The organism is Streptomyces apricus, assembly GCF_008369065.1.
GTDB classification, from domain to species: Bacteria; Actinomycetota; Actinomycetes; order Streptomycetales; family Streptomycetaceae; genus Streptomyces; species Streptomyces apricus.
In genome coordinates this window covers 244,990-258,918 of record NZ_VDFC01000043.1, presented here as the reverse complement: position 1 = coordinate 258,918, position 13,929 = coordinate 244,990, and the positions used below count along the sequence as shown (strand labels likewise).

14 protein-coding genes and 1 pseudogene are annotated in these 13,929 nt (G+C 68.7%); 5 read left to right on the top strand and 10 right to left on the bottom strand.

All coding sequences use genetic code 11. The features are described from left to right. Positions 1-27: 27 nt before the first annotated feature. Entirely contained in the window at positions 28-663 is a 636-nt protein-coding gene (locus tag FGF04_RS19300; protein ID WP_149512560.1) for a TetR/AcrR family transcriptional regulator, read from the top strand. 77 nt (positions 664-740) lie between these two features. Beyond that, entirely contained in the window at positions 741-905 is a 165-nt protein-coding gene (locus FGF04_RS40110; protein ID WP_188114141.1) for a hypothetical protein, read from the top strand. 81 nt (positions 906-986) lie between these two features. On the opposite strand, the gene FGF04_RS19295 is transcribed toward FGF04_RS40110, so the two are convergent. The 3 genes from FGF04_RS19295 to FGF04_RS19285 all read right to left on the bottom strand — a co-directional run bounded on the left by FGF04_RS19295 (position 987) and on the right by FGF04_RS19285 (position 3,669). Further along, positions 987-1,733 carry an SDR family oxidoreductase gene (locus tag FGF04_RS19295; RefSeq protein ID WP_149512559.1) on the bottom strand — a complete coding sequence of 249 codons (747 nt, stop codon included), beginning with the start codon at positions 1,731-1,733 and terminating at the stop codon, positions 987-989. 70 nt (positions 1,734-1,803) lie between these two features. Beyond that, the gene (locus FGF04_RS19290) at positions 1,804-2,874 is read right to left on the bottom strand and encodes an aldo/keto reductase (RefSeq protein ID WP_149512558.1); all 1,071 of its coding nucleotides are present in this window, start codon (positions 2,872-2,874) and stop codon (positions 1,804-1,806) included. A gap of 69 nt (positions 2,875-2,943) precedes the next feature. Continuing rightward, positions 2,944-3,669, bottom strand: coding sequence for an SDR family oxidoreductase (locus tag FGF04_RS19285; protein ID WP_149512557.1), 726 nt, complete (start codon positions 3,667-3,669; stop codon positions 2,944-2,946). A 149-nt stretch (positions 3,670-3,818) separates the two neighbouring features. On the opposite strand from FGF04_RS19285, the gene FGF04_RS19280 reads away from it, so the two are divergent. After that, entirely contained in the window at positions 3,819-4,382 is a 564-nt protein-coding gene (locus FGF04_RS19280) for a TetR/AcrR family transcriptional regulator (RefSeq protein WP_149512556.1), read from the top strand. A gap of 9 nt (positions 4,383-4,391) precedes the next feature. On the opposite strand, the pseudogene FGF04_RS19275 reads toward FGF04_RS19280, so the two are convergent. After that, positions 4,392-4,811: pseudogene (locus FGF04_RS19275) on the bottom strand (IS5 family transposase); the annotation flags it as partial. On the opposite strand from FGF04_RS19275, the gene FGF04_RS41175 reads away from it, so the two are divergent. Then, positions 4,734-5,048, top strand: a complete 315-nt coding sequence (locus FGF04_RS41175; protein ID WP_328596392.1) for an aromatic-ring hydroxylase C-terminal domain-containing protein — start codon at positions 4,734-4,736, stop codon at positions 5,046-5,048. The pseudogene FGF04_RS19275 and the gene FGF04_RS41175 sit on opposite strands and share 78 nt — an antisense overlap. A gap of 502 nt (positions 5,049-5,550) precedes the next feature. Here the strand turns inward: FGF04_RS41175 and FGF04_RS41170 are convergent. The 5 genes from FGF04_RS41170 to FGF04_RS19250 form a co-directional block, all read right to left on the bottom strand. After that, positions 5,551-6,603 (bottom strand): TetR/AcrR family transcriptional regulator, encoded by a 1,053-nt coding sequence (locus FGF04_RS41170; RefSeq protein ID WP_235882399.1) that lies wholly within the window; start codon positions 6,601-6,603, stop codon positions 5,551-5,553. Positions 6,604-6,794: 191 nt separating this feature from the next. After that, positions 6,795-8,657 carry an FAD-binding protein gene (locus tag FGF04_RS19265; RefSeq protein WP_149512555.1) on the bottom strand — a complete coding sequence of 621 codons (1,863 nt, stop codon included), beginning with the start codon at positions 8,655-8,657 and terminating at the stop codon, positions 6,795-6,797. Between the two features lie 153 nt (positions 8,658-8,810). Further along, on the bottom strand, positions 8,811-10,721 hold the full coding sequence (locus FGF04_RS19260) for an AfsR/SARP family transcriptional regulator (RefSeq protein ID WP_235882410.1): 1,911 nt from the start codon (positions 10,719-10,721) through the stop codon (positions 8,811-8,813). A gap of 235 nt (positions 10,722-10,956) precedes the next feature. Next, positions 10,957-11,889 carry an NAD-dependent epimerase/dehydratase family protein gene (locus tag FGF04_RS19255; protein WP_149512553.1) on the bottom strand — a complete coding sequence of 311 codons (933 nt, stop codon included), beginning with the start codon at positions 11,887-11,889 and terminating at the stop codon, positions 10,957-10,959. 357 nt (positions 11,890-12,246) lie between these two features. Continuing rightward, positions 12,247-13,173, bottom strand: coding sequence for a LysR family transcriptional regulator (locus FGF04_RS19250; RefSeq protein ID WP_149512552.1), 927 nt, complete (start codon positions 13,171-13,173; stop codon positions 12,247-12,249). Between the two features lie 181 nt (positions 13,174-13,354). Between FGF04_RS19250 and FGF04_RS19245 the strand changes: the two genes are divergently transcribed. Next, complete coding sequence (locus FGF04_RS19245) at positions 13,355-13,699, top strand: hypothetical protein (protein WP_149512551.1); 345 nt, start codon at positions 13,355-13,357, stop codon at positions 13,697-13,699. 39 nt (positions 13,700-13,738) lie between these two features. On the opposite strand, the gene FGF04_RS19240 is transcribed toward FGF04_RS19245, so the two are convergent. Then, a partial coding sequence (locus FGF04_RS19240) for a transposase (protein ID WP_149512347.1) occupies positions 13,739-13,929 on the bottom strand: 191 nt, incomplete at its 5' end.

The following is a 13,929-nucleotide window of genomic DNA, read 5'->3' as shown; positions in this document are numbered from 1 at the left end:
ACGTCGCCCGGCACCTATCATGGGCCCATGGTGAAGGGAAACAACTCCGCATCGACCGCTGCCGGGTTGAGCAGCCGCGATCTCATCCTCGATGCGGCCCGGAGCCTTGTGTCAAGTCGAGGGTATGACGGCATGGCCATCTCAGACCTTTCCGCACAGTCCGGGTTGCCCGCCAGCTCCATCTACTACCACTTCGGCAACAAACTGGGCGTCCTGGCGGCGCTGCTCGACCGCACTTTCAACGAGCTGCACGCGCTGTTCGCCCATCCGTCCTCCTTCGACGACCTCGAACCCCTCGACCGGTTCGAGGCCTGGTTCACCGCCGCGTGCGCCTCCCTCGACGAGCGGCCCGACTACCTCCGCCTTCTGCTGACGATCAGCGTAGGACCGCAGAAGGACGACGAGGTCGTGAGTGCTGCCGTGCGCCGCATCCGCGACTTCGCCCATGCTTCCTGGGTGGACGCCCTGACGCCTGTTTTCGCACCGGGTGACGTCGCGAGCGACAAGGCTTTCATCGAGGAGCTGGCGGTCCTGGGACGGGCCATGACGGACGGGCTGTCACTGACGAACAGCTTCGACGGTATGAGCTACAGCTCGAACGTCGCACCGTTCGTCTCCCTGATCCGCGGCCTGGCGGACCACCGGGGCGGCAAGAAGGCATAGGCCCGCCGCCGAGCCGGCGCCCGCCTGATCGGGGGGCGCCCGCTGACAGCGGGTGCAGCAACGTTCGGGTCACCAGCGTGAGCCCGGCGTTCATGGGGCGGGAACCGATCCAGGACGGCGACCCGGGCACCATGGCATGGGTGCAGGGCATCGCAGACAAGCTGGTGTTCTCGTCGACGGCCAACTCGGACGTCGTCGTCGATCCACCGGCCGAGCGCCTGCATAAGCGGCTCGCGGCTTGATCGACACGACCACGCGTTGCAGCGTCCCCCATAACTGCCGTGGTAGCAGGCCTTACGCCCGTAGCGGGACGGCAGACGAGCTCAGAGCTGGGTTTCACCGCCGTCCACGGCCAGCTCGATACCGGTGGTGTACGTGGCGTCGAAGGCGAGGAATGCGGCCGCCTTGGCGAACTCTTCGACGGTGCCGTAGCGCTTCATGGGGTTGCTCACGGTCCGCTCCGCCCTGAACTGGTCGGCGGCCTCCTTGGACAAGTTCATCGTTTCCAGAATTCCCGAGTCGATGGGGCCCGGGCTGATCGCATTGACACGGATTCCCCGCGGAAGCAACTCGCGGGAGAAGGTGCGGGCCATCGAGCGCAGCGCCGCCTTGCCGGCCGCGTAGACGCTGGTGTCCGCCATGCCGATGACGTTCGCGATCGAGGTGGTGAGGACGATGCCGGCGTTCGCGCTCAGCAGCGGGGCGAGCTTTTGCACAGTGAAGAAGGCGCCCTTGACGTTGATGGCGAACAGCTCGTCGTACATGTCCTCGGTCGTCGACTGAAGGGGCGTGAGGGGTGAGATGCCGGCGTTGACGAACAGAGCCTCGATCGAGCCGAGTTCGCTTTTTGCACGGCCGCTGAGCATATCCAGGTCGGACAGTGAGGCCACGTCCGCCCGGACGGCCACGGCGTTGTCGCCGAGCCGCTCGCGTGCCGCGTCGAGCTTGGTCTGAGAACGGCCGGTGATCACCACGCGGGCTCCGTCTTGCACCAGCAGCTCCGCCAGCGCGAGCCCCATGCCGCTGCTGCCACCTGTGATCACCACATTCTTGCCGCTGTACTTACGCATTGCCGAGGTCGCTCCGTTCCATCCTGAAAAGCGTGCCGGTATATCGGGATGTCGCCGTTCATGGAGCGAATCAGCCGAGGGTTTCGACCTTCATGTCGCCTGTGGTGATCGTGCGGATGTGCTCGCTGGCGAGCACATCATGCGGGTTGCCGAGGGAGATGGCGCTGACCTCGTCGAGGCGGGCCAGCTGTGAAGGAGTGAGGTCGACCTGCAGGGCGCCCAGGTTGTCCTCCAGCTGTGCGACGGTACGGGCGCCGATGATGGGTGCCGTCACGCCCGGGGCGTTCAGGGTCCAGGCCAGTGCGACCTGGGCGGGTGTGCGGCCCAGCTCCGAGGCCACCTCCTTCACCGCCTCGGCAATGGCAAGGTTGCGGTCGGTGACCCATCCCAGGGCGGCGTTGAGGCTCTTGCGGTTGCCGGCGGTCTCGCCGGCGACGGAGCCCACCGGGTTCTGGTCCTGCCGGCTGTACTTGCCGGTGAGCACCCCGCCGCCCAACGGGGAGTAGGGGACCACGCCCAGTCCCATCTCGCGTGCCATCGGGATCAGGTCACGCTCCGTGGTGCGCTGGATCAGGCTGTACTCGGTCTCCAGTGCGACCAGTGGTGACCAGCCGCGCAGGTCGGCGATCGCCTGCATCCGCGACACCTGCCAGGCCGGGGCGTTGGAGATCGCCACGTACAGCGTCTTGCCCTGCCTCACCAGGTCGTCCAGGCCCCGAAGGATCTCCTCCACCGGCGTCCTGAAGTCCCATACGTTCACGTAGAGCAGATCGATGTAGTCGGTGTTCAGCTGCCGCAGACTGGCTTCCACCGACGCGAGCATGCTCTTGCGGTGGGTACCCCCGGAATTCGGGTCACCGGACTGGCGCAGCGTCGAGTACTTCGTCGCCAGCACCATCTTGTCGCGGTCGGTGCGGGCGAATTCGCCGAGCAGTCGCTCGGAGCTTCCGTTGGTGTAGGTGCTGGCGGTGTCGAAGAAGTTGCCGCCGAGCTCGGTGTAGCGGTCGAAGAGCTTGCGCGCCTGGTCGCGCTCGGCGCCCCAGCCCCACTCGGTGCCGAAGGTCGCCGTGCCCAGCGCCAGCGGTGAGACCCGGAGTCCGGAACGGCCCAGCAGCCGATACGTGTCGAGAGTGAGTGCCATCGTGTTCTCCTGTGAGGTGCGGTTCATGGCGTTCGAAAGGTGCGGATTGGCGGTCGGCCCGCCCGGGTTTCAGGCGCCGAGTCCGTAGCCGCCGGCCACGGTGATGTCCTGGCCGGTGATGTAGCCGGCGGCGTCCGAGGCGAGGAAGGCGACCGCTTCCGCGACCTCCTGGCTGGAGCCGAAGCGCTCGAAGGGGATCTTCGAGCGCATGGCGTCCCGGCCGCTCTCGGGCACCCCCAGCTTGTCGAGCAGCGGGGTGTCGGTGGCCCCGGGGCTCACGGCGTTGACGCGAATCCTGCGCGGGGCCAGTTCGAGCGCGAGTGAGGGCAGCATGGCCAGCAGCGCGCCGCGTGTCGCCGCCCCCACCGTGGCGCCAGGGGTGCCGCGACGGGATCCGATGCCGACGGTCAGCACGATCGAGCCGCCGTCGTTCATGAGGGGAAGGGCCTTCTGGAGGGTGAAGTACTGGCCCCTGAAGTTGAGGTCGGCGTGCTCGTCGAACGATTCCTCCGTCACCTCGGCAACCGGTGCCGGACGGAAGATCCCGGCGTTGAGGAAGAGCAGGTCCAGCGATCCGAACCGCGCCGACACCGCCGACATCAGGGCGTCGGTGTCGGCGAGCACGCGCCCGTCGGACCGGACGACGAGCACGTCGCCGGGGAGCTCGGACCGCGCCCGCGCGAGGGAGTCGGGATTCTGTCCGGTGACCGCGACCTGGTAGCCGCGGGCGTGCAGCAGCTCGGCCGTCGCCCTGCCGATCCCGGTCGTCCCCCCGGTGATGAGAGCTGCAGGCATGGCAAACCTTTCGTCGCTGGAGCGATCGGCGGGACGTCCACAATCGGGGACCTCCCCGTTTGCCTCACCGTACACTGAAACGGGGATATCCCCGAATCGATCCCGAGCCTCATCCGACGCCTCATCCGACACTCACGATCGCGAAGGTCATGACACCTCCACGCAGCACCCTGCGCGTCGACGCGCAGCGCAACCGCGAGCAGTTGATCGCCACGGCCGCCGAAGCCTTCGCGTCCGGACGCGCGATCTCGCTGGACGCGATCGCCAAACGCGCGGGAGTGGGCAACGCCACCCTGTACCGGCACTTCCCCACCCGTGAGGATCTGGTCGAAGAGGTCTACCGGGACCAGATCCGGCCCTTGCGCGAAGATGCGCGCACCCTGCTGGCCACCGAGCCGCCCGCGCAGGCCCTCCACGCGTGGATGCTCCGATTCGCCGACTGGGCCGGTGAACGACGCGGCATCTGCGAGGCCCTGGTCGCCATGAGCGCTTCCGGCCGCTTCGGCACCGGACCGGTCTGCGACGAGGTCCAGCAGGTCCTGGCGATGGTGCTCGAGGCCGGCGCCACAGCAGGAGAACTGCGCAACGACATCGACCCGGTCGAGGTGGGCGGCATCCTCGCCGGTCTGCTCTCCGTGGCCGGCGCACCCGAGCAGCGCCCCCAGCTGAACCGCATGCTGGACGTCGTCGTCGACGGGCTCAGGCCCCGCTGAAAGATCATTTCATTTGGAGAGTCTGCGGTAGCAGATGAGGGTGCTGACGATGCCGGCGAAGGCGAGGAAGTGGACGGCTTTGCATTCGTAGCGGCGGTGCAGGCGCCGGCAGCCGGCGAGCCAGGCCATGGTGCGTTCGATGGTCCAGCGGTGGCGGCCCAGCCGCTGGGAGGGCTCGATGCCCTTGCGTGCGATGCGGGGTGTGATGTGCCGGGAGCGCAGTCATCGCCGCAGGTGACGGTTGTCGTAGGCCTTGTCGGCGTGGAGTTCGGCGGGCCTGCGCCGACGAGGGCCGCGGCGGGAGCGGATGGGCGGTATGCCCCGCACCATCGACTTGAGCGCTTGACTGTCATGCAGGTTGGCGCCCGAGATGCCCACCGAGATCGGCAGCCCGGTCCGCTCAGTCATCAAGTGGATCTTCGAGCCGTAGCGGAGTGGGGTCAGCGGGTCACCGCCGCGACCGTCACCGCGCACGACGGCCACGCCGGCCTGGACGGGGTGAGCGAAGTCCTCGTCCACCCCGACGGCCACATCGCCTGGGCCACGCGCGCCACCGGCACGGCGGAACGCCACGCCGGGCGGCGCACGGCATTGACGGCCTGGGCTGGCCCCCCGGGGCACGGGTTCACCCGTCCCGTGCAGGCCGAGCCTGTGAGGGACCAGTAGCAACGAAGAAGGCGGCCCCGACTGCGGCCGCCTCACACTCTGAAATCACCTCAAAGAGTGATGATTCGACCAGGTCGGAGGTTGAGGAACAAGCTATGAAGCTGTGAACGAACTTCCTGCCGGTACTCGGCCGACCGGGCGATCTTCAGGCACCCCACGCTCTTTCTCGAAGCTTCCCGGCCGCCGGTCAAGTACCGCGCCACTGTGGTGCGGCACGGCGCACAGGCGAAGCTGCCGCGCGGACGGCCACAGTGCGTCCCGGCCCCCGAGGCGCGCCCGCACACCCGCCCCCTTCCTCCAGGTCGGCGGGGTGTGGTGGTCCCGCAGGCCGGTGGGGTGCCACTTCTGGACACCGTCCGCGAGGCCTTGTCGGACCCGGCGATATCGTCGGCGACGACGCCTCGGAATGCGCAGTCTTCGGCAGCAGAGAGACGGACAACAGCCGCCAACTCCCGCACAGGCCCGCTTGCAGCCAAGGTCCCCGTAGTCACGTCGGCGGTCCTCAGGTCATGTCGTGTGGAGCCGTGGCCTCATGGGTGAGTCGGGAGACCAGTTCGAGCCAGCCTCTTTCCAGCCGCTGCAGCGGTAGGTTGCACTGGTCGCTCAGATGCCGGAGAAGGGCGGGCTCCAGGTAGCCCAGCAGTGCGTGGCCGAACAGTTCTGCGTCTGCTTCGGGTGCAGCCAGGCTGAGCAGGACGCTGACCCGCTCATGGTACGAGCGGCGAGGTGCGCGCCGGTAGCGCTCATCGGGGGAGGGCTCGGCGGCTGTCTGGAGCTCCAGCTCCTGGGCATAGCGTCGTATGGCGGCCACCCCGAATGCGCGAAGCTGCTCGATGGCCTCGTCACGGCCCTCTGCTTGGTCCGAGCCGTTGAGGTGAGCGGCCTGGAAGGTGTCCTCGGAGTGCTGCAGCAGGGCCTGCAGCAGACCTGTGCGGTCGCCGAACCGCCGAAAGACGGTGCCTTTGCCGACACCTGCCGCAGTGGCCACTGCTTCCATCGTGAGGTGCTTCAGCCCTTGCTCTTGTGCAATTCGTGCTGCGGCGTCGAGCAGACGGGCGTGATTGCGTGCCGCGTCCACGCGCAGCCGTCTGCTGTCCTCGCGAGGATGCGGTGCCCGGGGTGCGGGTGGTAGGGCACTCTGCTGGTTGCCTGCCGGGCTCGGACAGGGGCGTGCTCCCGGCGGAGGAGCAGCTTGTCGGTGCGGTGCCGTCTGTGTGATCGTCTCGACCAGGTCCAGCGCCAGGCCGGCAGTGTGCAACGCAGCTGCGTCGGGCTTCTCCACCAGCGGCAGCAGGTCCGCCAGAAGAGTGATGAAACGTCCGCCGTTCTCGTGGACGGCCGTCATCGAGCCCTCCCATGTCGCGGCCCGGATGCTGACCGCGCTGAGCGATCCGGACCCGGCGGCCGACTGAGCGAGAAGCTCGGCCAGGCGATGTTCGAGGCCGGTCGGCTGCCACACGCCGTGGCGGAAGTCCCGTATGAGGGCCTTGAGCCGTTCCTGGACGCTGTTGGGGTGTGAGTGCTGAGGAGGGTGGGGCTCGTCGGGGGTGGACACTCGGAACGCTCCCAAGTGGATCGTGGAGTGCGGGCGTTGAGGGCTTGGTGGTGGCCGGCCCGCCGGTGGAGGTTTCGTGGGACGGGCCGGTGCGGCCCGCACCTGCGGCAGTGTGGGTGGGACCCGGCAGCACCGGGGTGACGCCCTGCCGATGGAGGGTGTTACCCCGGTGGGACCGTCCCGCCCTGAGGTCAGCCGCCGGGAATCAGGACGGTCTCGTCGCCCTCGAACCAGGCGTTGTCGATCGTCAGCCGGCTGATGCGCCATGTGCTTCCGTCGCGCGTCAGGTCTGCGTCGTAGCGGTTCATCATCAGCGCGTGCCGGGTCCGGTCCGGCTTGGGGCCTTCCTGCGGCAGGTAGTGCTGGGCCATCGCATAGCAGTACACGTGGGCGGTGTCGCCGTCGACGGTGGCGCGGATGTTGCTGATCACGTGGCTGGTGTCGAGCGGGCCGACCGCCGGGATCAGTGCTCCCACGACGGTGTCGCGCGGCTTGAGAGCGGGGAAGTCGAGACCGATCTTGCTCGTGGCCGGTGTCAGGTCGACCATGGCGTCCTCGGTCAGTGACGAAGCGAGCAGTTCGGCGTCACCGTGGTCGAGGCCGGCCGTGTAGCGGTGCAGTGCATCGGCGATCGCGGCGTGGTCGATCAGGAGCTGCAGCTTGTCGTCGGACATCGGGCGCTCCTCGGGGGGAATGTTGTGGTTGAAGCGGAAGAGGTTGTCCGGGTCGAAGCGCCTCTTGATGCTGCGGAGCCGGCTGTAATCGGCTTCGTCGTAGGCGGCTCTCACGTCGTTGACGCCGGTGTCCTGGGCAGCCATGAAGTTCAGGTAGCGTCCGCCGGTGGACCAGGGGCGCATGCGCTGCAGGAGCTCATCGGCGTAGGCGTTCATGGCGGTGAAGGCATCGGGTGCCCCGACACCCACGATCCAGAGTGCGAACCGGGCGTTCCGGTGTCCGACGGCGTTGTCCGCGGCCCGGGCCAGGGCGCCACCGAGGTGACGCAGCTCGACGAAGTGCACCGGGCAGTCGGCCGTCGGGCCCGCGGCACTCAGGATCTCCTCGACGGCTTCGGCGGTCAATGAGCGCAGCATCGCGGTATGTTCCATGAACGGCGCCGGGTCTGCTGGATCGTTGTGGATCTGGGCGAAGGACGCGTAGGGCATCGGCCCCAGAGTGTCCGCGAGGACGGGTGCGGCCGCCCGCAGCAGCGCAACCAGCTCGACGGCCTCGGCTGCCGGGCCGAGGTAGGAGATGCGGACGTGCACGGCGAAGCGGTCGGCGAGGAAGGGAGGCACGCCGGGCAGGGCCGGCAGACGCAGCAGGGCGACCGACGAGCTCAACCCGTCCGGGGCCTCGGCCGTGACCCGGGCGTAGGCGTGCAGGACGGCTGCTGCGTCGGCGCCGTCGAAGAAGAGGCCGCCCGCCCACAGCTGTTGCACCGGGAAGAGCGCGAACTCCATGGCGGTGACGACACCGAAGTTGCTCTTGCCGCCGCGCAGTGCCCAGAACAAGTCGGGTTCCGACGTGGCGTCGACATGGCGCAGCTCGCCGTCGGCTGTCACGACCTCCAGGGAGGTGACGTGGTCGGCTGCCCATCCGTGGGCGCGGCCCATGGTGGGGCTCAGGCCTCCGCCGAGGGTGTAGCCGATGACTCCGACAAGTGGTGAGGAGCCGTTGAGCGGGGCGAGCCCGAACGGGGTCGCCGCGTCGATCACCTGCTGCCAGCGGGCTCCCGCCGTTACGTGGGCTGTGCGGGCTGCGGGGTCGATGCTCACCTGCGCCATACGGTGAGTGGTGATGAGGACCGCGTCGTCGGCCGGGATCGTCGCCTGGTGGCCGGTGGCCATGACGGCGACAGGCAGACGCCGCTGTGCGGCGAAGCGAACGGCGACTTGCACGTCGGCGCTGTTCGCGGCCGCGACCACGACACGGGGGTGGTGGGTCACGGCAAGGTTGAAGGGCGCGCACTCGTCGGCGAACCCTTCGTCTTCCGGTCCGAGTACGGACCCGGTGATCTGTGCTGCCAGAGCGGCGCGTGTGAATGAGTCGAGCATGCGTGCATTGCATCGGGCGCTTGTCGACGTGGTGTCGACGGCGTGTCGACGAGGCGTTTCGTCCACGGGAGGCAGATGGTCTTCCGCACATTCGCACCACGGGTGGTGCTGGAGCTTGTGCGGGTACGTCGCCTCGCGCGGCCGCTGCAGGGATCAGGGCAGCGAGAGCGACACCTTTTCCGCGAGTGCGTCCGGAAGATCAGTGATCTGGTCCAGTAGCGCGCGCAGGTCCTTTTCGTCGACCGTGTCCTTGCCGGTCAGGCAGTGGTGCAGCAGTCGGTGCAGCGCTTGCTGGCAGTGCTCGTGTCCCAGCCCGTTGAGGGCCTGGCGCCGCGCGAACGCCTTGACGAGCCCGAGGAAGTGGTAGTCGCCGTTCTCGCCGATCTCCACCACATGAGCGTCGACGAGGGCTTCCATGACGGCGGTGGCTTCGTTGACGGGCAGGTCGAGCACTGCCGCGGCCATGGCGGCGTCCAGCCGGCTGCAGTCGGGAACGGCGGCGAGGTGGAAGGCGTTGCGGTGGAAGGTGTCCATGCGTGCCTGGGCTTCACGGAACGGTTTGTCGACGATCTTGCAGTCCTCATGCATGACGACCGGCTGGCGCAGATCGTCTTCGAGCTGGGCCAGGATCTGGTCGATCGTCCACGACGGCCGGGCGTCCAACCGGGCGGCCGCCACATGCACCGAGAGCGGCTGGTAGGAACAGGCCTGCACCAGGCGACCGGCCGCTTCCTGCTCCGCGAACACGCGCCGGGTGCCGGAGATGGCGGCGAGCAGGTGCAACGCGTCCTGGGGCTGCAGGACGCCCAGACGCAGCCAGGGGATGCCGGGCAGGTCGATGATGCGGCGCGCACTGGTCATGATGACGGCACAGCCCGGAGAGGCCGGCAGCAGGGGACGCACCTGCTCACCGCTGGTTGCCGCGTCCAGGACGATCAGCAGCCGGCGCCCTGACACCGTCGTACGCCACAACGCGGCACGTTCGTCCAGCGACGCCGGCAGCCGGTGCACTCCTACCGCACGCAAGAACTGGCCGAGCACCTCCAACGGGCCGACCGGATCCGTGAAGCCGCCGAGGTCGGCGAAGAGTTGTCCGTCGGGAAACAGCCGGCGCTGGGTGTGGGCGACGTGGACGGCGAGCGTCGTCTTGCCCATCCCGCCCAGACCGGTGATGCCGATGACCGGAGCGTGCGCAGCATCACGCACGGTCAAGGACAGCTCCGTGATCTCTGCGCGGCGCCCGGTGAACACTGCCAGGTCCGCCGGGAGCTGCGCCGGAACCGGTGCGGGCGCGAGGGGCGAGGGCAGGTCACGGCGCGCAGGGGCGGGCGCGTCCTCGACCTCGCGCAGGACACGGCTGTGCAGAGAGCGAAGTGCGGGCCCGGGGTCCACGCCCAGCTCTTCACGCAGAAGGTGCCGTGTGCGCTGGAAGGCGGCCAGCGCCTCGGCCCGGCGGCCGGCACGCAACAACGACAGCATGAGCTGTTCGTGCAGCCGCTCCCGCAGCGGGTGCTCCATCACGGCTGCCCGAATCTCGGACGTCAGATCAGAGGGCCCGCCGACCTCCAGCTCAAGATCGAAAACCTCCTCCAGAGCCGCCAGTCTCAGCTCCTCCAGCCGATCGCGCTCAAGCTCGAAGAAGGGGCCCCGGACACCTGACAGGGCCGGTCCCTGCCACGTGCCGAGAGCCTGACGCAGGAGCTCGGCAGCGCTCGCCGCAGCGCCGGCGCGGCGTGCCCGGTGCGCCTGGGCGGTCAGCTCCCGAAACCTCCTCAGGTCAAGGGTCCCGTCACGGACCGTGAGACGGTAGCCGCTGCCGGTCGATTCGATGACCGCCATGTCGCCGAGAATCGGGCGCAGACGATAGACGTACGTGCGGACGGTGCCCCGAGCACCGCGAGGCCCGTGTTCGCCCCACAGGGCCTCCAGGATCGCCTCGGTCTCCACCGGGCGTCCTTCGTGCAGGAGCAGCAGCGCGAGCAGCCCACGTTGCTGTGGGGAGCCGAGGTCGATCTCCTCGTCGCGCCGCCATGCACGGACAGGACCAAGAATTGCAAGACGCATCACGCGACCGCACCCTATCTTTCTCGCGGCTGCCCCGTTCCGGCCCGATCGGCGAGGCAGCCACGTGGAGCTGGGAAGGTGATCTGTGGGGCCAGGTTCACCGCTGACCGGGCCCACCCCTGCCGACGCGCCCGAGCACGCACGGTGGCCCGGCATCGGGCAGGGCCACCTCCCTGCCCGCGGACGTACCGGGGCCCGGGGCGGACACCACGGTCAGGTATGACTCCGCAGGCCGTCACGCGGCGTCAACGGCCAGAGCTTCCTTCACGGCGGCGAAACCGGCAGCGTGCGAGACGATGGGCCGGTATTCCAGTTCGCTCACGGCCTTGTCGGTGCGCAGCGTGCACGGCTGTCCGACGAACCACCGAGCGGGTACCGGCACCACCTGGGCGGCGGTGTCGGCGTCCAGGTCGGGGATGGGTGCGTCGACGCCGTGGAGCGAGAAAAGTGTCTCCAGGAAATCCCGCAGGATGACTGGATGCCGGTCGGTGACGAAGTACGCCTGTCCTGGCCGGCCATGCTGCCAGCCGAGTACCAAGCCCTCGACGGCATTGTCCACATACGTCACGTCGGTGGTGTGCCGGCCGCCGCCGATCCAGGCGAACTGCCCGGCCCTGGCCGCAGCGGCCAGGCCTTCGATCAGGCTGCTGTCGGGACCCCAGACGAACCGCGGCCGTACGGAGACGGTGGTGAAGCCCGGTGCACCGGCCTCCAGCACGATCTGCTCGGCGATGGCCTTGCCCGCGCAGTAGGCGGCCTCGGAGTCCGGCCGCAGCGGTGCGGTCTCGTCCACGTCCAGCAGCGGTTCGCCGGCCAGGAGCGCGGCCTCGCTGCCACAGTGGACGAAGGTGGCGACCCCCGCGGTACGGGCTGCTTCCACAGCCGCTCGGGTGCCACCGACCGTCACCCGTTCGTGGCGCTCGCGGTCGGCGGTGATGTCCGTCTCGGCGGCGAGGTGGAACAGCACCTCACTGCCTGTCACCGCGTCCTGCCAGTCGGCTGCTTCCGTCAACTCGCCCTGCACCGGCTGCGCGCCCACGGCCGCGACCTTGTCGGCCGACGCCTGACTGCGGACCAGCGCGCGGACCGTATGGCCTTCTGCGACAAGCCGGCGGATCAGGGCCTGTCCGATGAAACCGGAGCCACCCGTGACGAATGCCTGGGACATGGGAGCCTTCTTTCTCGCGTAGGACGCTTCCCGCTCGCTGCGGGCAGGAAGTCATGTGCTGTGCAGCGATCGGGGACGGTCCGCTGTTCCCTCGAAGTCATTCATAGATGGACGGTGTAACAAAGACTTTTTGGATACCTCGTGCTTCCGCCGGGTCGGTAACGACAGCGAGGAGGACGAGGACGAGTCCGGTGGCGACCGTGCCCGTCCAGATGGAGGAACTGCAGCTGAGCCCGGCGGCGAGCAGGGGTCCGCCGATCCACGAACCGTGCGCGGTGCCCACCATGAGACCCATGGCGGGCACACCCTGCGAGCCTCCCCTCATGTGTCCTGCTGCAGGTCTCAGAGCGTCCATGGTCACTGGTTCGCGGCCGCGATCCCTTCGTCGAGCTGCGCCTGTACGCTGCGGGTGACCCGCACTCCGTGACGGCGCAGTCCGGCGATGAACCGTGCGACAAGCGGGTCGGGGTCGGCGGAGGTGACCGCCATCAACTGCCTGGTCCACCGCGGTGAGAACGGCCGGACCACCCCCGGAAAGCCCGCACTGACCGCGCTCACCGGGCAGACCGCAACGCCCAGTCCGGCGGCGGCGAGCTGAGGCGCCGTAGCAGTGACGGACGTGCGCATGACCGCCTCCGGGCGGACCCCGGCCCGGGCGAAGGACTGGTCGAGCCAGGCGCCGAGGCGGTTGTGCGCCGTGTAGTGCACGAGTGGCGCGCCGTCGAGGTCCTGAATCCGCACCGAGGCCCGCTGGGCCAGTGGGTGGCCGGTGGGCGCGGCCAGCACGATCTCCTCCTCGGCGATGGCAGTGACCTGGAAACGATCGGACGGGGGGTCCGGCAGCACCGCGACGTCGACGTCGTCGGACTCGACCAGCCTCAGCGCCTCGTCCATGACGGCGAGCTCGTGCAGGGTGATGACCACGTCCGGGTGGCGCCGGCGCCAGTCGCGGAGCACCGGGGCGAGCAGGGCGACGGTAAGGCTTTGCGCGCAGCCGATCCGCAGCACCCCGCCCTCGGCTTCTCCCACCGCCCGAGCCGATCGAACAGCGGCGGCAGCCGCCTCGACCGCCCGTCGGGCGTCAGCGACCGCGACCCGCCCCGCGGCGGTGAGCCTGACCCCCCGTGCCTCGCGACGCAACAGGGCCGTGCGGGCCTCGCGCTCCAGTGAGGCGATCTGGTGGGACACGGCCGGCTGCGAGGAGTGCAGCAGCAATGCGGCCTGAGTGATCGACCCGGTGTCCGCGACAGCGATCAGGCACTCCAGTGCGCGAAAAGAAGGCATCCAGAGATGCTATGCCAATCCCTTGAGGTATCAATGCCCCGACGGCGTACGAACTCGATCTCGCAAATGGGCCCTGCCGACGATCTCGCTGCGCCATGCTTCTGACGTGGCTTTCTCACTTCGACGCAGGCGACAAGCTCCTCGGGGACGGCATACCCCGAACCTGTGGCCGGTCTGGTTCGTGGCTCCTGCCGCTTTGCTTCTCGCTGCGCTGCTCGGCTGGGGGATCTACCAGTACGCCTACGACTACTTCGCGCATGCGGCCTCCCGCCAGAAGCCCTCCAAGCCGGTCGACGTCAACGATGTCCTCAAAACCACTGTCACCGCGCTGACCCTGATCGGCGCTGTCCTTGCCGGCTTGTACGCCTACCGCAAGCAGTTGCTGTCCGAGGGAGACGCGCATCGCGCGGATGCCAGCCAGCTCGCCGATCGGTACACCACGGCCGCCGAACAACTCGGTCATGACCAGGCCGCTGTACGCCTGGCGGGCGTTTACGCGCTTGCCCGCCTAAGGGTTGTCCCGTAAATGATCTACGGCATGCTCGGTGACCTGCTGGTTTCTGCGTCACCCGGCGAGGGCGAGGTTGTGCAGGCGGGCGATGCCGAGCGTGGCGTGGTGAACGCCGTCGCCTTTCAGGCGGCAGTCGCGGAGGATCTTCCAGCCCTTCATGCGGGCGAAGACGTGCTCCACGCGGGCGCGGACCTTGCGGTGCGAGGCATTGTGTTCCTCCTTCCAGGCCGGGAGTTCGGCCTGGC

Bases quoted from the DNA above. Each gene is read 5' to 3' on its own strand.
- FGF04_RS19290 (WP_149512558.1), bottom strand. From the start codon at position 2,874: ATGGCACTCACTCTCGACACGTATCGGCTGCTGGGCCGTTCCGGACTC.
- FGF04_RS19300 (WP_149512560.1), top strand. From the start codon at position 28: ATGGTGAAGGGAAACAACTCCGCATCGACCGCTGCCGGGTTGAGCAGC.
- FGF04_RS41175 (WP_328596392.1), top strand. From the start codon at position 4,734: ATGCAGGTTGGCGCCCGAGATGCCCACCGAGATCGGCAGCCCGGTCCG.
- FGF04_RS19285 (WP_149512557.1), bottom strand. From the start codon at position 3,669: ATGCCTGCAGCTCTCATCACCGGGGGGACGACCGGGATCGGCAGGGCG.
- FGF04_RS19280 (WP_149512556.1), top strand. From the start codon at position 3,819: ATGACACCTCCACGCAGCACCCTGCGCGTCGACGCGCAGCGCAACCGC.
- FGF04_RS19265 (WP_149512555.1), bottom strand. From the start codon at position 8,657: ATGCTCGACTCATTCACACGCGCCGCTCTGGCAGCACAGATCACCGGG.
- FGF04_RS19295 (WP_149512559.1), bottom strand. From the start codon at position 1,733: ATGCGTAAGTACAGCGGCAAGAATGTGGTGATCACAGGTGGCAGCAGC.
- FGF04_RS19250 (WP_149512552.1), bottom strand. From the start codon at position 13,173: ATGCCTTCTTTTCGCGCACTGGAGTGCCTGATCGCTGTCGCGGACACC.
- FGF04_RS19255 (WP_149512553.1), bottom strand. From the start codon at position 11,889: ATGTCCCAGGCATTCGTCACGGGTGGCTCCGGTTTCATCGGACAGGCC.
- FGF04_RS19260 (WP_235882410.1), bottom strand. From the start codon at position 10,721: ATGCGTCTTGCAATTCTTGGTCCTGTCCGTGCATGGCGGCGCGACGAG.